Origin of the sequence: Janthinobacterium sp. BJB301, assembly GCF_002735685.1 — a bacterium.
Taxonomy (GTDB): Bacteria; Pseudomonadota; Gammaproteobacteria; order Burkholderiales; family Burkholderiaceae_D; genus Janthinobacterium; species Janthinobacterium lividum.
Genome location: NZ_PDZJ01000003.1, coordinates 121102 through 142973 on the forward strand (window position 1 = coordinate 121102; position 21872 = coordinate 142973).

Sequence of the window (21872 nt, forward strand, 5' to 3'; positions counted from 1 at the left end):
GATGCCAGCAAGGTAACAATTACTCACGCTTGCTGGTGCCGCACACCGCCGATGCGCGTCCGGTAACGGTGTTTTATTTCCTTTCAGTACTTTCTTTCTTGCCAGCATGCCATTACAATAAGAACGATTCTTATTCTCATTAGTGGAGTGAGAGCGCAATTTATTATCTTTTCACTCATTTATACCCGAGCCACCCGGAAGGCAGCCAGGAAATAACAATATCCGGAAAGTTCATCATGACCCAGCGTAGTTCCGTCTTCGTAGCCCCCGTCGCCACTCCCGCCCGTTCCATTCATTCCGCCGCCCTGCTACTGCCCTGCCTGCTGTCGCTGGCCGTCAGCAATGCCTGGGCCGAAGGCAATGTGGCCGCCGATCCCACCATGAACACGGTGGTCGTCACCGCGTCGGGCACGGCCATCGATATCAAGGATGCGCCGGCCAGTATCAGCGTCATCACGCGCGAGGAAATCGAACGCCAGCCCGTGTATGACTTGAACACGCTGCTGCGCCGTATCCCCGGCGTGACGGGCGGCACCAGCCCTGAAGGCGAGGCGTCGAAGATCAAGCTGCGCGGCTTGCCCGATAAATACACGCTGATCCTGGTCGATGGCAAGCGCGTGGGCAGCTCGGCCGACACGGCTTACCGTCCCGACCTGGGCCGCCAGGACTTGAACTGGATCTCGCCCGACATGATCGAGCGTATCGAAGTGGTGCGTGGCCCCATGTCCTCGTTGTACGGATCGGACGCCATGGGCGGCGTGATCAATATCATCACGCGCAAGGTGCCGGGCAAATGGAACGGTTCGGCCACGGCCAACTACACGCAGCCGCAGGACAGCGACCGCGGCACGGCGCACCAGCTGGGCGTAAACCTGGCCGGCCCCCTGTCGGACACGGTCGGCATGCGCCTGGGCGTGAGCCAGTCGCGCCAGAACGCCGATAAAAAATTTGACAAAGCGGGTGGCATGGGCGGCGAACGCAACCAGACTGTCTCGGGTCAGCTGAGCTGGGCGCTGGACAAGAAACAGAACCTGTCGCTGGACGCCAGCTATGGCAGGCAGGAAGCCAGCGATTCGAGCGCGCATGATGCGGATGGCGAGCCGCTGGTCTACAGCTGGGGCGCCAACAAACTGATACGCAAGAGCGTCAGCCTCGGGTACGAAGGCCGCTGGGACTTTGGCAAGGCGACGGTCAATTTGTACCACAACGATTTCGACAACGAAGTCGTCGGCACTGTGGCGAAATCCAAGGACAGCACCCTGGACGCCAGCCTGGAAAAACGGGTCGGCTGGGGCGGCATCGAGCAAATGCTGGTGATGGGCGGCCAGTGGAAGCACCAGGAGCTGACGAACACGGACACCATCGGCACCGTGCCCACCGATTACCTGGGCAACCCCGTAAGCGGCGCGACCCTGTCGGGCACCACCTCGGCCCTGTTTGCGGAAGACCAGCTGTTCCTGCGCGAAAACCTGACGGCCACGGCTGGCCTGCGCCTCGACCACCACAGCAAGTTCGGCAACCACTACAGCCCGCGCCTGTACCTGGTGTACCACCCTGCCCCGGCCTGGACCATCAAGGGCGGCATTTCGCAAGGCTTCCGCGCCCCGAGCCTGAAGGAAAACTCGCCGGCGGCAGCGACCAACTCGGGCGGACGCGGTTGCGGCAGCCTGAAACCGCTGGGCTACATCACCGGCTCCTGCTACATGGCTGGCAATGCGGACTTGAAGCCGGAAACGAGCACGGCCGGCGAGATCGGCTTGGCGTGGGAACAGAATGGCTGGGATGTAGGCCTGACCTACTTCCACACGGATTTCAAGAACAAGATCGACTATGCGCCGCTGGGCTTTTACCAGAAACGCTGGTGGACCAAGATGACGAATATCCAGAAGGCGCGCACCAGCGGCCTGGAAGCGACGGCCACCATCCCGCTGACGAAAAACCTGAACTGGCGTAACAACGTCACCTACATGGCGGAAGCGAAGAACCTGACCACGGGCGCCAACCTGCTGTCCACGCCAAAACTGTCGTGGTACTCGGCGCTGGGCTGGCAAGTCAACGACCAGCTGTTCGGCGAAGTATCGGCCCAGTACACGGGCAAGGAACTCGATGCCGGCAAGCTGGCCGAAAAAGCCTACACCATCGTCGACACCGTCGTGTCGTACAAGGTCACGCCACAGTGGACCGTGCGTGGCGGCGTGCAGAACCTGTTCAAGAAGGGGCCGATGGCCGATGGACTGGTCGACTATTACGTGCCGGGACGCCGCATGTTCGTCGGCCTGACGTCGCGTTTTTAATGCCTGGCTGTAAGACTTGATAGCGGCAGCGTGCCGGCGTTGGCCGGCACGCTGCCAGCATGGGCGCCGCCCTTCACCACCCGTTCCTGTTCATGCCGGCCTCCCGCGTCTCAGCGTCCGCCCAAGGCCGTCACTGCGCGCCATGGCGTCAGGCAATTTTTCACATACGGATAATAGCCCTGCGGCCGCGCGCAGTAATACCACCTCTGCGCCGTCGGTACGCCGCCCTGCTCGATATACACGGGCGGCAGCGGCACGATGAGCGTGCGGCCATACGGATAACGGTAGGGATAGCCATACCACGGGTCGCCATACCAGCCCGGCCCATAGCCCCACGACGATCCCATCCATACGCCCACCTGCGGGCGGCCGTGAAAGTTGCCGTGATGACCATGGTGGCCATGGAATTGGCCGTGCCCCATGTGCGCGCCATGCCCGCCCCGTCCACCGTGTCCGCCAGGCCCGGCCGCGGCGGCGCCGCTGAGCGCCAGTCCCACCACCAGCAGCACCAGCCCCACGCCACGTCTCTTGTACTTGCTGTCCATGACATCCTCCCGCCATGCACCATCAACGGTGACTATCACTCCATTATTGGTCGCTGCGGCCGGAAGTCAAAGGCAGGGTAACAAATGCTCACCGTTGATACGCGAGGGATACGGATGGCAGGAAAGTTTCGCGTGTGCACAGAAAAACAGCCCCGCTGGCTGCGGGGCTGTCGAGCGTGAGTGCGCTGCCTTACTGCGCCGGCAAGACCTGCGCCGGTGTCGCCGGCGCCAGGATGGGCGGCACGGGCGCGTGGATGGGTGCCGGCGCCTTGACCGCCAGCCAGCCCGTGGCCGGCAGCAGCGGCACCAGCAGCAGGGCCACGATATTGATGATCTTGATCAAGGGATTGACTGCCGGACCGGCCGTATCCTTGTACGGATCGCCCACCGTGTCGCCCGTGACGGCCGCCTTGTGCGCATCGGAACCCTTGCCGCCGAAATGGCCATCCTCGATGTATTTCTTCGCATTGTCCCAGGCGCCGCCGCCCGTCGTCATGGAAATGGCCACGAACAGCCCCGTGACGATCGTTCCCATCAAGAGGCCACCGAGCGCCGCAGGCCCCAGCAGCATGCCGACGACGATGGGCACCACCACGGGCAGCAGCGAGGGCACGATCATTTCGCGGATGGCCGACGCCGTCAGCATGTCGACGGCCTTGTCGTATTCGGGCCGCGCCGTGCCATCCATGATGCCCTTAATGTCGCGGAACTGGCGCCGCACTTCCACCACCACGGCGCCGGCCGCGCGGCCCACGGCTTCCATCGCCATGGCGCCGAACAGATACGGTATCAGGCCGCCGATGAAGAGGCCAACGATGACCATGGGGTTCGACAAATCAAAGGTGATGTGCTGGCCCACCGATTCGAGCGCATGCGTGTAGTCCGCAAACAGCACCAGCGCGGCCAGGCCGGCCGAGCCGATGGCATAGCCCTTGGTAACGGCCTTGGTGGTGTTGCCGACGGCGTCGAGCGGATCGGTGATGGCGCGCACGGAGTCTGGCAAGCCCGACATCTCCGCGATGCCGCCCGCGTTATCCGTGATGGGGCCATATGCGTCGAGCGCGACGATGATGCCCGCCATCGACAGCATCGAGGTGGCCGCGATGGCAATGCCGTACAGCCCGGCCAGCTGGTACGAAACGAGGATGGCGACGCAGACGGCCAGCACCGGGTAGGCCGTGGATTTCATCGACACGCCCAGGCCGGCGATGATATTCGTGCCGTGGCCCGTCGTCGACGCTTCGGCGATGTGGCGCACGGGCTTGAAGTCCGTGCCCGTGTAGTACTCGGTGATGTACACCATCAGGCCCGTGAGGACGATGCCGACGACGGTGGCGCCCAGCATCTTGTAGCGCATGGCGTCATCGGGCCACAGCAGCCACGTGACGACGGCAAAGCCGACCAGCGACAGGCCGGCGGCCCACCACAGGCCCGTGTACAGGGCCGACATGATTTTCGCACCCGGCTTGGTCTTCACCATCGAGCAGCCGACGATGGAGGCGAGGATGGAGACAGCGCCCAGCAGCAGCGGATAGAGGATGGCCGTGCCGCTGGCCTCGGCCATCAGCAAGGCGCCCAGCAGCATGGTGGCGATCAGGGTCACGACATAGGTTTCGAACAGGTCGGCCGCCATGCCGGCGCAGTCGCCCACGTTGTCGCCCACGTTGTCGGCGATGACGGCGGGGTTGCGCGGATCATCCTCGGGTATGCCCGCCTCCACCTTGCCCACCAGGTCCGCGCCCACGTCGGCGCCCTTGGTGAAGATGCCGCCGCCCAGACGCGCGAAGATGGAAATGAGCGAGGCGCCGAAGGCCAGGCCGATCAGGGGCTTGATCAGGTCATGCTGGGTCAGGCCGGGCGCGCCCGTCGTCACCAGCAGCCAGTAGAACAGGGTCACGCCCAGCAAGCCCAGTCCCACCACCAGCATGCCGGTGATCGCCCCGCCCTTGAAGGCCACGTTCAGCGCCTGGTTGATGCCCAGGGTGGCCGCCTGCGCCGTGCGCACATTGGCCCGCACGGAGACATTCATGCCGATGAAGCCGCAGGCGCCCGACAGCACGGCGCCGATCAGGAAGCCCAGCGCCGTATGCAGGCCAAGCAACGCATAGATGGCGATCAGGAGCACCACGCCGACGATGGCGATGGTGCGGTACTGGCGCGCCAGGTAGGCGGCCGCGCCCTGCTGGATCGCCAGGGCGATTTCCTGCATGCGCGCGTTGCCGGGATCCTGCCTCAGGATCCAGCTGCGCGACACCAAACCGTAAATGACTGCGACCACGCCGCAGGCTACCGCAAACCACAAACTGGCTGCCATATCGTCCCCTTCTGTTTTTATCCGACGTCATTGCCAACAGCTGCAGACCGCACCGGGTAGGCACGCGCAGCCAGGAAAACACGACCTGCAAAAAACCTGAACTACGAAAACGATGTGGCACCGCTGCTGAAAAGCGGGCACAAAAAAAGCGGACACTCAGGTCCGCTTTTCATAAACTGCTTATTCCGCCAGGGCGGCAAATGCGCTGTCGCGGATTTGCTCGACCGGGCCGACGCCGGCGATGCGGCGGTATTTCGGTGCGCCTGGCAGGCCGGACTTGGCCCAGTCATTGTAGTAGCCCAACAAGACCTTGGTCTGGTTGTGGTACACGTCCAGGCGCTTCTTGACCGTTTCCGCCTTGTCGTCGTCGCGCTGGATCAGCGGTTCGCCGGTGATGTCGTCGATGCCGTCGACCTTGGGCGGATTGAATTTGACGTGGTAGACGCGGCCCGAACCCGGGTGGCTGCGGCGGCCATCCATGCGCTCGATGATCGACGCGTCAGGCACGTCGATTTCCAGCACGTAGTCGACATTGATGCCGGCATCTTTCATGGCGTCCGCTTGCGCGATGGTGCGCGGGAAGCCGTCAAACAGGTAGCCATTGGTGCAATCGGCTTCCTGCAGGCGGTTCTTGACCAGGCCGATCATGATGTCGTCCGACACGAGGCCGCCCGCATCCATGACTTTTTTCGCAGCCAGGCCCAGTTCCGTGCCTTCCTTGATCGCCGCGCGCAGCATGTCGCCCGTGGAGATTTGTGGAATGTTGTATTTTTCTTTGATGAAATTAGCTTGGGTGCCCTTGCCGGCACCGGGTGCTCCTAAAAGTATCAGACGCATTGAAAAGTTCCTAAAAAACAGATTTTGGATGGTGGTATGTGTAATTATTTTTAGATGGTGTTGCTAAGGCTATCTTTCCCTACGAAACTTACCACAAAAAAACCCCGGAACGCCAGTTTGCTATCGAATTGCTATGCCCTGATTGATCAAAGCCAGCAATTCGCGCGACGCACGTTTCAAAATGTGGTTTTTTGTGGCAAGCCCCGCATAAAATTTTTCACGCGCACACACGGCGCCTGAAAAACGTTCAGGGCAAGGCGCCCCGCCGCAGACAGTACGCATGTACGGCAAGGCGGGGCAACGCAGCCATGGACGTTTTCTCAGGTGGCGTGACGGTAGTGCGCCTGGACCCTGGCAAGATCTTCCGGCGTGTCGACACCGGCGGCTGGCGCCAAGTCCGTGACATGCACGGCGATGGCCACACCGTGCCACAGCACGCGCAACTGCTCCAGCGCCTCGATGGCTTCCAGCGGCGAAGCGGACAATTGCGGATATTCTTGCAAGAACGCATTGCTGTACGCATACAGGCCGATATGGCGCAGCGGCACGTAGCCAGCCGGCAGGCTGTCTTTCGATTGCGCGAAACCGTCGCGGTGCCACGGGATGGTGGCGCGCGAGAAATACAAGGCGCGGCCATTCTTGTCCAGCACGACCTTCACCACGTTCGGGTTGAACGCATCCTGCACATCGTGCAGCGGATGGGCGCAGGTGGCCATGGGGACGGCAGCGCTGATCTGCGCCGCGCAGGCGGCCAGCAGGCCCGGATCGATCAAGGGTTCGTCGCCCTGCAGGTTGACGACGACGGCGTCCAACGGCAAATCGAGCGTGCGCGCCACTTCGGCGATGCGGTCCGTGCCCGATGGATGGTCGCTGCGCGTCATGCACACTTCCACGCCATGCGCGGCGCAGGCGGCGCGGATGCTGTCATGGTCGGTGGCGACGATGACGCGCGCGGCGCCAGACAAGGCTGCCTGCTCGGCCACGCGCACCACCATGGGCTTGCCGCCCAGGTCAGCCAGCGGCTTGCCCGGCAGGCGCGTCGAGGCCAGGCGGGCCGGGATGATGACGATGAACGCCATCGTTATTCCACTGCGTCTTGCAGGGTGCGCGCTTCGTCCGCCCACATGATGGGGATGCCATCGCGGATCGGATAGGCCAGGCGGTCGGCGCGGCAAATCAGTTCCTGCGCCTTCTTATCGTGTTCAAGCGGACCCTTGCAAACAGGGCAGACCAGGATATCAAGCAGTCGAGCGTCCACGACATTTCTCCACAATTTGTTGGGCCAGCGCGCTATCGATGCGCGCACTGACGGGGACGACCCACAGTCTCGGGTCATCTTTGAGATGTTCAATTTGCGCACATTTTACTGCATCCTTCTCGGTGATCAAGATCACATCCGTGTCGAGCGCCGCAAATGGCTGGTCGAGGAAGTCGTGATGGTCGGGCAGGGGCAATTCCATGAAGTCCAATCCGGCCCCGCGCAGCATGGCAAAGAAACGCTGGGGGTTGCCGATGCCGGCCGCCGCCACGATGCGCTGGCCGCCAGCCGCCAGGGTCGCCAAAGGCATGCGCTCGCCGCGGTCGAGCAGGCGCTCGGCCACGCCACCGGCCAGCAGCATCTGCACCACCAGCCCGCCCTGCGGCGCGGCCCTGGCCACCAGTGCCGGCGCCAGCTCGGGCGCATTGATCACCGTCACATCGCGCCGGCGGCGCGGCGATTCGCGCAAAGGCCCCGCCGGCAGCAGCCAGCCATTGCCTGCGCCGCGGCCATCGAACAGCACGATTTCCACGTCGCGCTGCAAGGCGTAATGCTGCAAGCCGTCGTCCGTCACCAGCACGTCGACGTCCGGGTGCGCGGCCAGCAGCGCCCTGCCCGCTTGCGCGCGGTCGCGCCCCACCATCACGGGGCAGCCGCCGCGCTGGAAGATCAGCAGCGGCTCATCGCCCACCTGCTGCGGCGTGGAAGCGGCGCTGACGGCGCGCGGCGAACGGTCGGCGCTGCCATGGCCGCGCGAAATGACGCCCGGCCGCATGCCCGCCTCGCGCAAGGCTTGCACCAGCCAGATCGTCAGCGGCGTCTTGCCCGTGCCGCCGATAAAAATATTGCCGACGACGACGACGGGCACGGGCAGGCGCGCGGATTTCAGGAGCTTGGCGCGGTACAAAACGCGCCGCACGGCGCTCAGGGCGCCGAACAGCAGCGATACGGGCCACAGCGCGCACGCCAGCGGACCGCGCGTCAGCCAGGCGCGGGTAAGAGTGGTTTCAAGCTTGGCGGGAGAGGATGTGGGCATGAAGGAAGACGTAAAAATAGTGTAGGTCGGATTAGCGGCGCCGTCAGGCGCAGCGTAATCCGACATGCTCGGCTGCGGCTTTTGTCGGCTTACGCCGTTCCGGCTAAGCCGACCTACTTGCTACCACCCGCCTGCGCCGCAAACGTCAGCTTTTCATAGCCGGCCAGGCGCGCCGCTTCCATCACGTGGATGACCATCTGGTGCATGGCGAACTGGTCGGCGTTGACCACCACCACGGGCGTCTGCGCGGGTGCCTTGCCGCCATTGGCTGCCTTGGCCGCGCTTTGCAGGGCGTCGGCCAGGCCGGCCACGTCGCGGAACGAGACGGGCTCGCGGTTGACCGTGTAATTACCCTTGGCATCGATGGTGACGTCGATCTGCTGCGGCTTGTCCTTGGCTTGCTCGGCGTCGGCCGTCGGCAAGGTGATCTGCAGCTCCGTAAACTTGCTGTAGGTGGTGCTGACCATGAGGAAGATCAGGATCACCAGCAGCACGTCGATGAACGGGATCAGGTTGATTTCGGGGTCTTCACGCCCCTTGCCTTTGCGGAAGTTCATTTGCGGCCACTGTGGACGATGTCGACGAACTTGACCGCTTGCTGCTCCATGTCAATGACGAAGCTGTCGACGAGGGCGCGGAAATGGCGGTAGAAGACCAGGGTCGGCATGGCGATGGCCAGGCCAAAGCCCGTGTTATACAGGGCCACCGAGATGCCGTGGGCCAACTGTGCGGGATTGGAGCCGCTGGCGTTTTGCGAGCCGAAGATTTCGATCATGCCCACCACCGTGCCAAACAGGCCCATCAGTGGAGCCAGGGTGGCGATGGTGCCCAGGGTCGTCAGGAAACGTTCCAGCGTGTGGGCCACGCCGCTGCCCGCCTCTTCGATCGATTCCTTCATCACCTCGCGTGGCGCGTCGACGTTGCGCAGGGCGGCGGCCAGCACCACGCCCAGCGGCGAGTTGTCTTCCAGCTTGGCCACCGTGTCCGGCGTGATCTTGCCGCTGCGATACACCTGCACCACTTCATCAAACAGCTTGCGGGGCAGTATCTTGACGCGGCGCAAATACAGCAGGCGCTCGATGATCAGGGCCAGGGCGACGATGGAAGCGATCAACAACAGCCAGATGGGCCAGCCAGCGGCTTGAAATATAGCGAGCAAAAGAAACTCCTGGAAAAGGGAAGGCGATGGACCGCCCGAACAGCCTGTATTGTACCGAGCGCCGAAGACCGATTGTACGTCCGCGCGGGAATGGCGCAATGTAGCGCGTTGCCGCGCCGGCGGCAAGTGGCGCCCGCATGGCAGTTGTCCACACGGCGCAGCGGACGCCCACCGCCGGCGCCCGGTTTTGCACATTTTATGTGGATAAGATTGTGAGCAAGCATGAAGTCCATCAGGCAAGTCATTGATTTATATACAGATTATAGAGCTGCGCAAAATACAGGCATAGCAGCTTAACGGCAGTAGTCAATATCAATAAATCAATACTTGAAGAGTTCTGCACATTTACTGTGGACAAGATTGTGCGCAAAGCCCGGGAATTAAATTAAGTCATTGATTTTAAAGGAAATTAAATCAATGAGTAAAAAAGTGGCAGCGGGCGTGCGATACGCAGCATAGTGGCCGTAAAAGTTCTGCACACAATCTGTGGACAAGATTGTGCGCAAGCTCAAAGATAGGCGCCAAGTACATTGATTTATATCGTTTTTATTGCCATGCATAAAAATGTAGCACGGCCTGAAAAGCGGGGTTTTCGGCGTCCGATTTCACTTCGACACGGCAGTTTTTAAGCGCGAAGGCAGTTCCACACATAAAGTGTGGATAAGATTGTGAGCAAGCGGATTGACTCCATGTAAGAGCATTGATTTTAAAGGAGTTTTTTTCAATGCTGAAAAATTAGGCAGAGGAATGCTCTGGTCGTTCAGTGGAAAAGCAGGCGAAAAGGCGAAACGGTTTATGCAGTTTTGCACACATTCTGTGGATAAGATTGTGAGCAAGGCGTATGACGTGACGCTACACCATTGATTTATATGGCTATTTTTATGCTGCGCAAAATTCAGGCAAGCCATGCCATGGGCGTTCCGGTGGATAAATCAGGCGCTGTGCCAGAGTTCTGCACATTTTTTGTGGATAAGATTGTGCGCAAGGCCATGCATGGCATACTAAGCGATTGATTCCTATACACTTTATTTCCGTGCGCAAAAATGTAGCACGACACTTTTATCGCTCAATGCTGGCTTGTCAGGCAACGTTTGTCCAAGGCAAAAAGTTCCGCACACTTTCTGTGGATAACTTTGTGCGTAAGTGGCAGAGGCTTTACTGATGTGCTTGATATTAAAGGTTTTTTTCCCTGTGCACGCAAATCAGGCATACAGGAATTCATCATGAAATCAAATACTTAGAAATAGAACTTGTTGTTTTGCACGATATATGACATAAGCATGACCTCGCCGATAATATGTGGACAGTTCCCTCCCCCATAGCACCAGATGATGACCGATACTCCAACTGACAGCGGCTTTGCCGCCCCGCCCGTGCTGACCGTCAGCGCCCTGAACCAGGCCGTCGCGCGTCTGCTCGAGCGCTCGTTTCCCCTGACATGGATCGCCGGCGAGATTTCCAACTTCACGCGCGCCGCGTCCGGCCACTGGTATTTCACATTAAAAGATGATGGCGCCCAGGTGCGCGCCGTGATGTTCCGCGGCCGCGCCCAGTTTGCCGGCTTCACGCCGCGCGAAGGCGACAAGGTGGAAGTGCGCGCCCTCGTCACCCTGTACGGCGCGCGCGGCGATTACCAGATCAACGTGGAAGCCATCCGCCGCGCCGGCGTGGGCGCCCTGTATGAAGCGTTCCAGCGCCTGAAGGAAAAGCTGGCCGCGCAGGGGCTGTTCGACCAGGAACGCAAGCGCGCCATCCCCATGTTCGCGCGCAGCATCGGCATCGTCACCAGCCCGCAGGCGGCCGCCCTGCGCGACGTGCTGATCGCGCTCAAGCGCCGCGCGCCGCACGTCTCCATCATCCTCTACCCCACGCCCGTCCAGGGGCAGCAGGCGCCGGAAAAGATCGCGCACGCCATCCGCACGGCATCCACAAGGGCCGAGTGCGACGTGCTGCTGGTGTGCCGTGGCGGCGGCAGTATCGAAGATTTGTGGTCGTTCAACGATGAAGCCGTGGCCCATGCCATTGCCGACTGTTCCATGCCCGTGATCAGCGGCGTGGGACACGAGACGGATTTCACCATCGCCGACTTCGCGGCCGACCTGCGCGCAGCCACGCCGACGGCGGCGGCCGAACTGGCGGCCACGCCGCGCGCCGACTGGATGGCTTCCCTGCGCGCCGATGCGGCCGACCTGCGCCGCGCCATGCGCCGCAGCCTCGACGATGCGGCGCAGACCCTGGACCGCCACAGCCGCCGCCTGCTCAACCCGAAGGCGCAGCTGCAGCAACAGCGTTTGCAGCTGCTGGCCCTGTCGACAGCCATGACGCATGCGGCGCGCGCGCCCGTGAACCAGTCGCAGTACGCGCTCGAACGCCTGCGTGCGCGCTGGGCGGCCTTGCGCCCCGACGTCGCGGCGCCGCGCGCGCGCCTGGAAGAAATGCAGCGGCGCGGCGGCGCGGCCATGGCGCAGCAGCTGGGCCAGCGGCGCCACCGCCTCGACGGCCTGGCGGCGCAGCTGGAGCTGTTGAATCCCCAGCGCACGCTGGAACGCGGCTACGCCATCCTGCGCGATGAGAAAGGGGCGATCGTCCGCTCGCCGGCGCAGCTGCAGGCGCGCCAAAACGTGAATGTACGCCTGGCCGAAGGCAGCGCGCAGATCGGCATCGCCAGCGTGCAAGCCACCCTGGAATAATAAAAAAGGCCGGGGAAACTCCCCGGCCCAACACCTGCCCTACTGAGTGGACTGCTACTGCAACTGCTCTTTCACCCTACGCCATCAGAACTTCATCGACACGCGCGCGCCAAAGGTGCGCGGCGCGTTGTAGAAGGCGCCGTAGATCTGCTGCGTGGGCTGGCATGGCATGCCCACGTCCGTGCAGATTTCATTGACGTCCAGCTTGACCGCCTTGTCCGTGGCGTTCTGCACGAACGCCTCCACCGTATAGGCCTTGTTCGCCGGCTGGAAGCGCAGGCTCAGGTCCAGGGTCGTGTAGGCTTCCTGGCGCTTGACGCCGGCATGGCCGGGCACGTCGCCGTTGAACGCGCCCGCGCCCACATACGACATGGTTTCATAATGCACCGAGGCGCGCGGCGTGAGCTGGCCGCCGGCGACATTGAAATCATGCTCGTACTGGACGGTCGTGGAAAACTTCGGCGCATGCTTCATGGTGCTGCCGCCCACGTTCACCAATGGCGCCGTCGAACCGCAGGACTGGCCATTCGCGCGCGCCGCATCGACGTCGCACGACATGAAGTCGTCATACACGGCTTTCAACCAGGTGGCGTTGCCCGTCAGGCGGTCGACCTTCGTTGGCCGCCACACCCATTCCGCTTCCAGGCCCTTGACGGTGGCGCCGGCCGCATTGAAGTTGGCCAGCACGCTGTTGACCACCTGCGACTCGAGCTTGTCCTTGTACTTCATCAGGAAGGCATCGAGGTTCAGCGTCAGTTCGCGGTTCAGCAGGTCGGACTTGAAGCCGATTTCATAGCTGGTCAGCTTTTCCGGCTTGGTGGTGGCGCCGCCGTCGCCGATGGCAGGCGAATGGAAGCCCGTCGTCACGGAGCCGAACAGCAGGATATCGGAGCGCAGCTTGTACTCGATGCGGCCCAGCCAGGTGGCCTGGCCGTATTTCAGGTCGGCCGTATTGTCGCCCGGCGTATTGCCGCAGGTGGCCGCCGTGATGGCGCCGCCAGGACCGATATTGTGCGTATTGGCCAGGCCCGTGCCTGGCGTGACCAGCTGCGCCAGTTGATCGGGCGTGAGCACGGTGGTGCCCAGCGGCGTGTTGGCAGGCCAGTTCGGGCAGGCCCAGTTCTTGCCACCGACGTCGAATTTATGGTCTTTCGTGTAGCGCGCGCCGGCCGTCAGCTTGATCTGATCCGTCAACTGCTGGCTGACCTGGCCGAATACGGCCTTTGATTTGAGCTGGCGGTCGCCCTGGATGAAGGACATGGCCGAGGCATACTGGCCCACGGTCGGCTGCACGAAGATCACGGCGCCGTTGGCGATATCCTGCTGCACGGCGGCCTGCGAAATCTGGCTGCGGTCGATATCGAAGCGCACCTTGTTCTTTTCATTGAACAGGAACAGGCCGGCTACCCACTGGAACGGCGCATCGTCGTCCGAGCGCGCCTGCAGCTCGTGCGAATAGCTGTCGAACTGCGCCCAGTCGGTGCGGTTTTCCGACTTGAAGCCGGGGAACAGGCCCGCATCGGCATCGTTGCTGTTCTGGCGCTTGTAGCGGCTCCAGCTGCCCAGGTAAGTGAAGTCCAGCGCATCGGTCGGCTTGTAATTGAGCTTGCCCTTGTAAGTCAAAATCGACTGGTCGAGGGTGCCCGGCGTGTCGATCAGTGCCGAGCGCAGCTTCTCGCCCCGTTTCGGTTCGGCCGCCAGGTACACGTTGCCGGCGCCCTGGTCGAGGAAGTAGTCGGCGATGAACGTGCCGCGCAGCTGCGGCGTGAACTTCCACAGCAGCGAGGCGCGCACGCCCATCTGGTCGCCGGCGCCATACTTGGCCGTGCCCGGCATGACGTTCGAGCCGCGGCGGAAATCCACCGTGCCATCGTGGCTATCCTTGATGGCGGCGATGCGCAGCGCCACGTCGTCGGAAAACGGGATATTGATCATGCCCTGCGTCTGCAAATGGCGCTTGTCGCCCACCGTGATGCCGGCCGAACCCATGAACTTGGCCGTGCTCGGCGCGGCCGACACGAGGTTGACGGCACCTGCCGTGGAATTGCGGCCGTTCAGGGTGCCCTGCGGTCCGCGCGCCACCTCGACGTGCGACAGGTCATACATCAGCGCCGTGGCGCCCTGCGGACGCGGCGAATACACGCCGTCGACATAAAAGGCGACGGCCGGGTCGCCCAGCTCCGTGTGGTTGGCCGAGCCGACGCCGCGCATGTAGACGTGCACGCCGCCCGAGTCGCCATGCTGCTCGACGACGAGGCTGGGCACCATGGTTGCCAGCGACGCCAGATCCTTGACCTGGTTGTTTTGCAGGGTGTCCTGGTTGAAGGCGGTGACGGCAAGCGGCGTCTCCTGCACGAAGGTATTGCGCCGCGTGGCCGTGACGACGATGCGGTCCATCTGTTCTGAGGCCGGTTTTGCCGCGTCCGCGGCCGCAGTGTCCTGGGCCATGGCGGCGCCGCTGCCCAGCAAGATGAACTGGGCGAATGTCGCATGCGCCAGGCTGAGGGCGATGGTATTGCGTTTGAGCTGTTGCATTGTTGTTGTCTCCTGTACCGCTGGTTGAATGATGATCACATAGCTCTTTGGCTACTGCTGCACATTTTTTGGGTGTCAATCTGAAGTCATGTCGCCTCCGTGCGGGGTCAATGGGTAGCCACGGCGCGCCCGGCCGTGTCGAATAGAAAGGCATGGCCTTCTTCCGGCGCAAAGCCGATGGCGCTGCCCTGCGCCAGCGCGTGGCGCGCCTCGCCGTGCAGCTTGATGGCCACCGCATGCGGACTGCCGTCAATGCCGCCATCGAGCGTCGCGTGAATGATTTGCGCATCGCCCAGCTGCTCGATCAGGGTGACGGTGGCGCCGTAGCCCTCCTCGCGCGGCACCAGGCGCAGGTGCTCGGGGCGTATGCCGACCAGCATGCCCGCCTCGCCACCGAGCTGGCTGGCCAATGCAGGGACGGCGGCGCACGGCAAAAAATTCATGCGCAGCGCGCCGATGAAGCCGGCCACGAACTGGCTGGCCGGATGGCGGTACAGGTCCAGGGGCGCGCCCACCTGCTCCAGGTGACCGCCGTGGAAGACGGCGACCCTGTCGCCGAGGGTCATGGCCTCGATCTGGTCGTGCGTCACGTAGATCATCGTGGTACCCAGTTCCTGGTGCAGCTTGGCCAGCTCGATGCGCGTCTGCACGCGCAGCGAGGCATCGAGGTTGGACAGCGGCTCGTCAAACAGGAATACCTTGGGCTGGCGCACGATGGAGCGGCCGATGGCCACGCGCTGGCGTTCGCCGCCGGACAAGGCCTTGGGTTTGCGGTCGAGCAGGTGCGTGATCTGCAAAATCTCGGCCACCTTGCCGACGGCCGCGCGCACTTCGGCTTCCCCCTTGCCCGCCAATTTGAGGGCAAAGCCCATGTTGTCGCGCGCCGTCATGTGCGGATACAGGGCGTAGCTCTGGAAGACCATGGCGATGCCCCGCTCTGCCGGCGCCACGTCGTTGGCCAGCAGGTCGCCGATGCGCAGCTGGCCCGCGCTGATGTCTTCCAGTCCCGCGATCATGCGCAGCAGGGTCGACTTGCCGCAGCCGGACGGTCCCACGAAGACCATGAATTCGCCGTCATGGATATCAAGGTCCAGGCCCTTGACGATTTCCGGGCCGTCGCCGTAGGTCTTGCGGATGCCGCGCAGGGAAATGGCGGCCATGTCAGTGCTCCCCGGCCAGGACGGCCGTATCGGCATGCGCGGCGCGCTGCGCGGCGATGAAGTCGCGGTACCACAAGGCGCTGTCCTTGAAACTGCGCTGCTGCGTGGCGTAATCGACGTACAGCATGCCGAAACGCTTGGCGTAGCCCGAATTCCACTCGAAGTTGTCCATCAGGCTCCAGTAGAAATAACCGCGCACGTCGATGCCCTGCGCGATCACGGCGCGCAAGGCATCCAGGTGCAGCTGCACGTAGTCGATGCGCGGCGCGTCATGGATCTTGCCGTCGACGGGCTTGTCGGCAACGGCCATGCCGTTTTCCGTGATGTAGACGGGCGGCAGCCGGTATTCGCGGTGCAGGCCCACGAGCAGCTCCGTCAAGCCTTGCGGATAGGTTTCCCAGCCCATGTCGTTGACCCCGAGCTTGCATTCGGGCTTGCGCGGCGGTGTCTCGGCGCTCATGAAAGCGCGCGTGTAGTAGTTCACGCCAAGGAAATCGATAGGCTGCTTGATATCCATGAAATCGTTTTCAAAGATGGATAAAGCAGAAGCGTCGGCGTGTTTCAGGGCCAGGGCCGGGTAGCGGCCCTTGAAGATGGCGTCCATATACCATTGCACCGAACGCGCATATTCGAGTTCGGCCAGTTCGCGGTCCTGAGCGCTGTCGGTGGCCGGCGTGGCCGTCCATTGATTGAGCACGATGCCCAGCTTCGCCGGCGCATTCACCGTGCGCATGGCCTGCATGGCCAGGCCGTGCGACAGCAGCAAGTGGTGCGACACTTGCACGGCGGCGGCCGGATCGGCCATGCCCGGAGCGAACTGGCCCGTGCCGTGGCCCAGCACGGCCGTGCACCACGGTTCGTTATGCGTGGCGATGCTGGCGACCTTGTGGCCGAAGCGGCGCGCCACCTCGGCCGCATAGGCGGCGAAGTGGTAGCAGGTGGCGCGATTGAGCCAACCACCCTCGTCCTGCAAGGCTTGCGGCAAGTCCCAGTGGTACAGGGTCAAATGGGCATCGAGTCCCTTGGCGGCCAGGGCGTCGAGCAGGCGCGCATAGAAGTCGAAGCCCGCTTCGTTCCAGGCGCCGGAACCCGCCGGCTGCACGCGCGACCAGGACATGGAAAAGCGGTAGGCGTTCACGCCCAGGTTGGCGATCAGCTCCACGTCCTCGGCATAGCGGTGATAGTGGTCGCAGGCCACGTCGCCATTGCTGCCGTCGATGATCTTGCCATCCGTGTGGCTGAAGGTATCCCAGATGGATGGGCCGCGGCCGTCGATGGCGGCGGCGCCCTCGATCTGATAGGCGCTGGTGGCCACGCCCCAGGTGAAGGTGGCGGGGAAATTGGTGTCAATGTCGTCGTTATGCATGGTGGTGGTATCAGTGTGAGGGGTTGAAATAAGTGAGTGCATCAGCCTTTGACGGCGCCCTGGGTCAGCCCTTCGATCAGGCGCTTGGAGGCAACAAAAAACATCAGCAGCAGCGGCAGCACGGCGATGGCGGCGCCCGTCATCAGCGCGCCCCACTCCGTGTTGTTGGGCGCCTGCATGCTGCGCAGGGCCAGCGGGATCGTGTAGTTCTCGACCGAGCGCATGACGACCAGCGGCGTGATGAAATTGTTCCACGAGTTGATGAAGGTGATCAGGCCCAGGGTGCCCATGGCGGGGCCGATCAGCGGCAGCACGACCCGCCAGTAGATGGCGAACTCGCCGCAGCCGTCGATGCGCGCCGCCTCGATCAGGTCCTTCGGTATCGCCGTGCCGATGTACTGGCGCATGAGGAAGATACCCAGCGCGCCGGCCGCTCCCGGCACGTACAGGGCGCGCGGCTGGTCCAGCCAGCCGAGGAAATCCATCAGCATGAAGGTGGGGATCATGTTCATGAACGACGGGATGATCATCGACGCCATCACCAGGGTAAACAAGGGCCGCTTGAAGCGGAACTCGTACATGGCGAACGCATAGCCGCCCAGCGAGCAAAAGAACAGGGTCAGCGCCGTCGTCATCAGGGCCACATACAGGCTGATGCCGATATTGCGCCAGAATGGCAGGCGCTCCTGCAGCAGCGCGATGTTGTTCAGCAGGGCCGTGCCGAACCAGCGCGGCGGCGGCAGGCTGTATATCTCGGCGCTCGTGTGCGTGGCGAAGACGAACATGAAGTAGAACGGCGCAACCATGATCAGGGCGCCGATGGCCACCATGGCGTAGGCTGTCCAGCGGGTGGTTTTCATCGGACCTCCTTGCGTTCATTGCGGCTGAAGATGCGGTTATTCACCCAGGTGGTGCTGGCGATGATGAGGAACAGCAGCCAGGAAATGGCCGACGCCGTGCCGAAGTCGCCCGAGGAAAACGCCGTCTTGTAGACGAAGATGGCCGTCGTCATCACGGACTGGCTCACGCCGCTCGATTCGGCCACCAGCACGAACGGCTCCTCGAACAGCTGCAGGTTGCCCATGATGGTGAGGGTCACGGCCAGGTAGATCATGGGGCGCAGCTGCGGCAGGGTGATGTACCAGAATTGCTGGCGTTTCGAGGCGCCATCGATGGTGGCTGCTTCGTACAGGTCCTTCGGGATCACCTGCAGCGCGGACAGGTACAGCACCAAATTCCAGCCCAGGTAGCGCCAGAAAATCACGAAGGCGACGGCCGGCTTGATGAACAGCGAACTGCCCAGCCAGTCGATCGATTCTGCCGGGAACAGGCCGCCCACCAGCGGCAGGCTGGCGCACCATTGGATCAGTACATTGATCTGCCCATAGTCGCGCGAGAACAGGGTATTGAAGACCATGGCGATGGCCACGCTGGACGTGATGAACGGTAAAAAATAGATGCCGATCACCAGGTTGCGCGAGCGCTTGAAGCTGTTGTGGATGAAGGCCGCCAGCGGAATGGCCACCAGGTGCTGCGGTACGCCCGAGGCCAGCGCCAGCCACACGGTATTGCCCAGCGAGCGCAGGAACCACGGGTCGCTCAAGGCATACTTGTAGTTGTCCAGGCCCACCCACTGCATGGCTTCCACGCCGCTGGCCGCTTCCCACTGGTTGAATGACAAATAGATGGAAAACAGCAGCGGGAACAGGCTGAAGACGGCGAACAAAATAAAGAAGGGGCTGATGAAGATGTACGGCGCCCACTGCTTCATGTTGAAGCGTTTTTTTGCGGGCCGCGCTGCCGCAGCAGCGGGCGCGCCCTCGGTACAAGGCATGGAGGTAGTCATGCTGCTCCTAGCGCCGCGCGCGGTGGGTGATCAGGGCCTTGGCGTCGGCCAGGGCCGTCTTGATATCCTTGTTTTGCGCCAGCACGCTTTCCAGTTCCATGTTGACGATGTCGCGCGCCACGGCGTCGAACTTGTCGACGCGGATGACGGGGATCTTCGCCGCCGTGTCGCGCGCCAGCAGGCGCGTCTTCTGGCCGCCGAAGTACGGCTGCGGCTCGTCCATCATCGGGTCCGCATAGGCTGCCTTGAGGGCCGGGAAGGCGCCGATCTCTTTCAGCGAGTGCAGCTGGATATCCTTGTTGACGGTCATGAACTTGATGAATTCCCAGGCCTGGGTTTTATTCGCCGCCTTTTTCGGAATGCCGTAGAAGGAGCCGCCGTACGACGCCAGCGCGCCGGCCGGCAAGTTCGCCGCGCGCCACTGGCCGGACGAAGCCGGCGCCAGCCACTTGGCCAGGTGGCCGCTGAGCCACGATCCCATCATCTGGCTGGCCACCTTGTCGCGTTTGAAGCCTTCGGCCCACTCGCCCGTCCAGGCCACGGTGCGCGCATCGATGCCCGCCACCCGCGCCGCCTTGGCCAGCTCGAACGCCTTCACGAAGCGGGGCGAGTCGACCAGCACCTGGCCCTTGTCGCCAAAGTAAATGCCTTCGCCATCTTTCAAATTGGCGCGGATATAGATGTCGGCCAGGTCGCTGGCGCCGGCCAGCAGATAGGTGCCGGTGGCGGCCTTGAGTTTCTTGCCGGCGGCGATATACGACTCCCACGATTGCGTCAGGTCGGTTTCCTTGATGCCCGCCTTGTCCATCAGGTCCTTGCGGTAGAACAGGGTGCCCGGTCCCAGGTCGGCCGGCATGGCGCCCAGGGTGCCGCGAGAACTGGTCGCCTGCACGAAGGTGAACGGCACGAACTGGGCGCGGTACTGCCCTGCCCCGTATGGCGCTTGCAGCAAATCTTCCATGCCCTTCGATTCGGCGAAGCTGCCGACATAGCGGAAGTCGATGGCCATCACGTCGGGCAGGCGCGCGCCGGCCGCCAGCGCCGTCGTCATCGAGTTATGGTGGTCGTCGATCTGCAGGCTGACCAGCTTGACCTTCACTTGCGGATACAGTTTTTCCCACAGGGGCAAGGCGGTTTTCACGGCGCGGTCCAGGTCGGGGAACGAGGCGACGGTAATCGTGGCCGGGGCCAGCGTCGGCAGGGCTGCAGCCGGCGGAACGGCTGCGGGCGCGGCGGCCGCACTGGCGGCCAGGGTCAGCGCTGCCAGCGGGGCGGCGCCAAGGATGCTTGACTTCATTATTTCATCTCCGTTTATTGAGCGTCTTCTATCTTGAAAACGTTTTCACAACATGTGTCCATTTAACACCGCAAAGAAAATCAAGTCAACCGAAAAAGTTGTCATTTTTATTGAAGGCAGCGTGGCAAGCGGCACGCCGTGGCGCGTTTTCCCCTATGAAAAAGCGCAAAAAATCGTCATTTGAGCTGCCGTTGTTTTTTGTGAAAACGTTTTCATATGAAGGTCGAGCGGGTCGCCGAGGCGCGCGAGCGCGTCATCCGACGCATTGCTGGCGGCAAAGGCATGGTTCCAAGGCATTGCTTGGCCTTGAGGTGTCGGCTTACGCCCTGCGGGCTAAGCCGACCTATGCCGACCTGCACCGACCTGCGGTTGCTCGTGGCCATTTATGGTAATCTTCCGATGAAAAGGTTTTCAGAACACTGAGAACCAGCCATCTTGATACCCAGGAATCACCTTGAACGATAGCGCCCACGCTGCTCCCCCTTCCACTCTGCTCGACGTGGCACGCCAGGCCGGCGTGTCGCCCAGCACCGTCTCGCGCATCCTCAATGGCACGGCCAGGGTCTCCGACGACAAGCGCGACGCCGTACTGGCCGCGATTGCCCACATGAAATTCGCGCCGAACCAGATGGCGCAGGGGCTGAAAAAAGGCCGCTCGATGACCATCGGCATCGTGGTGCAGGACATTTCCAGCCCCTTCTTCGACGAAAGCCTGCGCGGCGTGGACGATGGCTTGAAGGACACGGGCTATGCGTCCGTCATCGTCAGCGGGCACTGGAATGCGCAGGAAGAGGCGGACCGCATCCGCCTGCTGCTGGCAAGAAAGGTGGACGGCATCATTTTGCTGTCGGGGCGCATCTCGGACGAGAGCGTGCTCGATTTCTCGCAGCAGCGTCCCATCGTCTCGACGGGCCGCCTGCTGGCCACGAAAAGCGCCATCGGCTTCAAGCTCGACAACGAATACGGCGCCTACCTGGCCGTGCGCCACCTGGTGGAACTGGGCCACCGGCGCATCGCCTTCGTGGCCGGCCCCGCCAACAACACGGATGCGGCCGAACGCCTGACGGGCTACCAGCGCGCACTGCGCGAAGCGGACATCGCCATCGACCCGAAGCTGATGGTGGAAGGCGATTTCCACGAAGCAAGCGGGATGCTGGCCATGAACCATTTGTTCGATACGCAGCAGCAGTTCAGCGCCGTCTTCGCCGCCAATGACCTGTCCGCCTACGGCGTGCGCCTGTGCCTGTACCGCAAGGGCATCCGCGTGCCCGACGATATCTCGCTCGTCGGCTTCGATGACTTGCCCGGCTCGTCCTACACGACGCCGCCGCTGACCACCATCCACCAGCCCCTGTACGACATCGGCCGCATCGCCACAGAAGCGCTGCTGGGCCTGATCAATGGCGAAGCCGTGCAGGCAGCCATTCCGCCGCTGGAACTCATCGTGCGCGAGACTACGCGCCGCATCCGCTGAGGCTTGCGGCTGGGAACTTTTCCGCCCGATTCAGGCTGAACGAGAATCAGTACGCGAACGG

General features: G+C 62.7%; 19 protein-coding genes. 5 read left to right on the plus strand and 14 right to left on the minus strand.

The genetic code is table 11. The features are described from left to right. Positions 1 to 236: 236 nt before the first annotated feature. Positions 237 to 2294, plus strand: coding sequence for a TonB-dependent receptor domain-containing protein (locus CSQ91_RS19850; RefSeq protein WP_099389388.1), 2058 nt, complete (start codon positions 237 to 239; stop codon positions 2292 to 2294). A 110-nt stretch (positions 2295 to 2404) separates the two neighbouring features. Here the strand turns inward: CSQ91_RS19850 and CSQ91_RS19855 are convergent, their stop codons facing one another. The 8 genes from CSQ91_RS19855 to CSQ91_RS19890 all read right to left on the minus strand — a co-directional run bounded on the left by CSQ91_RS19855 (position 2405) and on the right by CSQ91_RS19890 (position 9443). Further along, positions 2405 to 2839: a hypothetical protein gene (locus CSQ91_RS19855; protein WP_257217417.1), complete on the minus strand. Its 435-nt coding sequence runs from the start codon at positions 2837 to 2839 to the stop codon at positions 2405 to 2407. Between the two features lie 190 nt (positions 2840 to 3029). After that, positions 3030 to 5153, minus strand: coding sequence for a sodium-translocating pyrophosphatase (locus CSQ91_RS19860; protein ID WP_099389389.1), 2124 nt, complete (start codon positions 5151 to 5153; stop codon positions 3030 to 3032). 180 nt (positions 5154 to 5333) lie between these two features. Further along, entirely contained in the window at positions 5334 to 5990 is a 657-nt protein-coding gene (gene adk / locus CSQ91_RS19865; RefSeq protein ID WP_099389390.1) for an adenylate kinase, read from the minus strand. A gap of 320 nt (positions 5991 to 6310) precedes the next feature. Further along, a complete protein-coding gene (gene kdsB, locus CSQ91_RS19870) occupies positions 6311 to 7069 on the minus strand; it encodes a 3-deoxy-manno-octulosonate cytidylyltransferase (protein ID WP_092611333.1) in 759 nt (252 codons plus the stop codon). Between the two features lie 2 nt (positions 7070 to 7071). Then, positions 7072 to 7248 carry a Trm112 family protein gene (locus CSQ91_RS19875; RefSeq protein ID WP_010395789.1) on the minus strand — a complete coding sequence of 59 codons (177 nt, stop codon included), beginning with the start codon at positions 7246 to 7248 and terminating at the stop codon, positions 7072 to 7074. Next, positions 7229 to 8284: a tetraacyldisaccharide 4'-kinase gene (gene lpxK, locus CSQ91_RS19880; RefSeq protein WP_099389391.1), complete on the minus strand. Its 1056-nt coding sequence runs from the start codon at positions 8282 to 8284 to the stop codon at positions 7229 to 7231. The genes CSQ91_RS19875 and lpxK overlap by 20 nt, the downstream gene beginning before the upstream one ends. 113 nt (positions 8285 to 8397) lie before the next feature. Beyond that, positions 8398 to 8841 (minus strand): ExbD/TolR family protein, encoded by a 444-nt coding sequence (locus tag CSQ91_RS19885; protein WP_092611339.1) that lies wholly within the window; start codon positions 8839 to 8841, stop codon positions 8398 to 8400. Further along, positions 8838 to 9443, minus strand: coding sequence for a MotA/TolQ/ExbB proton channel family protein (locus tag CSQ91_RS19890; RefSeq protein ID WP_034782085.1), 606 nt, complete (start codon positions 9441 to 9443; stop codon positions 8838 to 8840). Before CSQ91_RS19890 ends, CSQ91_RS19885 begins: the two co-directional genes overlap by 4 nt. An 869-nt stretch (positions 9444 to 10312) precedes the next feature. Between CSQ91_RS19890 and CSQ91_RS29010 the strand changes: the two genes are divergently transcribed. Beyond that, positions 10313 to 10456 carry a hypothetical protein gene (locus CSQ91_RS29010; RefSeq protein WP_180278471.1) on the plus strand — a complete coding sequence of 48 codons (144 nt, stop codon included), beginning with the start codon at positions 10313 to 10315 and terminating at the stop codon, positions 10454 to 10456. A gap of 315 nt (positions 10457 to 10771) precedes the next feature. Continuing rightward, complete coding sequence (gene xseA / locus CSQ91_RS19895) at positions 10772 to 12133, plus strand: exodeoxyribonuclease VII large subunit (protein ID WP_070253516.1); 1362 nt, start codon at positions 10772 to 10774, stop codon at positions 12131 to 12133. 84 nt (positions 12134 to 12217) lie between these two features. Here the strand turns inward: xseA and CSQ91_RS19900 are convergent, their stop codons facing one another. The 6 genes from CSQ91_RS19900 to CSQ91_RS19925 all read right to left on the minus strand — a co-directional run bounded on the left by CSQ91_RS19900 (position 12218) and on the right by CSQ91_RS19925 (position 20337). Then, positions 12218 to 14668 carry a TonB-dependent receptor gene (locus CSQ91_RS19900; protein WP_099389392.1) on the minus strand — a complete coding sequence of 817 codons (2451 nt, stop codon included), beginning with the start codon at positions 14666 to 14668 and terminating at the stop codon, positions 12218 to 12220. Positions 14669 to 14775: 107 nt separating this feature from the next. Continuing rightward, positions 14776 to 15828: an ABC transporter ATP-binding protein gene (locus CSQ91_RS19905; protein WP_099389393.1), complete on the minus strand. Its 1053-nt coding sequence runs from the start codon at positions 15826 to 15828 to the stop codon at positions 14776 to 14778. Between the two features lies 1 nt (position 15829). After that, positions 15830 to 17194, minus strand: coding sequence for a GH1 family beta-glucosidase (locus CSQ91_RS19910; protein WP_099389394.1), 1365 nt, complete (start codon positions 17192 to 17194; stop codon positions 15830 to 15832). A 41-nt stretch (positions 17195 to 17235) separates the two neighbouring features. Beyond that, complete coding sequence (locus CSQ91_RS19915; RefSeq protein WP_099389395.1) at positions 17236 to 18054, minus strand: carbohydrate ABC transporter permease; 819 nt, start codon at positions 18052 to 18054, stop codon at positions 17236 to 17238. After that, on the minus strand, positions 18051 to 19040 hold the full coding sequence (locus tag CSQ91_RS19920; protein ID WP_225317211.1) for a carbohydrate ABC transporter permease: 990 nt from the start codon (positions 19038 to 19040) through the stop codon (positions 18051 to 18053). Before CSQ91_RS19920 ends, CSQ91_RS19915 begins: the two co-directional genes overlap by 4 nt. A gap of 7 nt (positions 19041 to 19047) precedes the next feature. Continuing rightward, on the minus strand, positions 19048 to 20337 hold the full coding sequence (locus tag CSQ91_RS19925) for an extracellular solute-binding protein (RefSeq protein ID WP_099389397.1): 1290 nt from the start codon (positions 20335 to 20337) through the stop codon (positions 19048 to 19050). On the opposite strand from CSQ91_RS19925, the gene CSQ91_RS28750 reads away from it, so the two are divergent. Next, complete coding sequence (locus CSQ91_RS28750; protein ID WP_143451066.1) at positions 20328 to 20729, plus strand: hypothetical protein; 402 nt, start codon at positions 20328 to 20330, stop codon at positions 20727 to 20729. The genes CSQ91_RS19925 and CSQ91_RS28750 overlap by 10 nt on opposite strands. 62 nt (positions 20730 to 20791) lie before the next feature. Next, positions 20792 to 21811 (plus strand): LacI family DNA-binding transcriptional regulator, encoded by a 1020-nt coding sequence (locus CSQ91_RS19930; RefSeq protein WP_034751748.1) that lies wholly within the window; start codon positions 20792 to 20794, stop codon positions 21809 to 21811. The last annotated feature ends 61 nt before the right edge of the window (positions 21812 to 21872 follow it).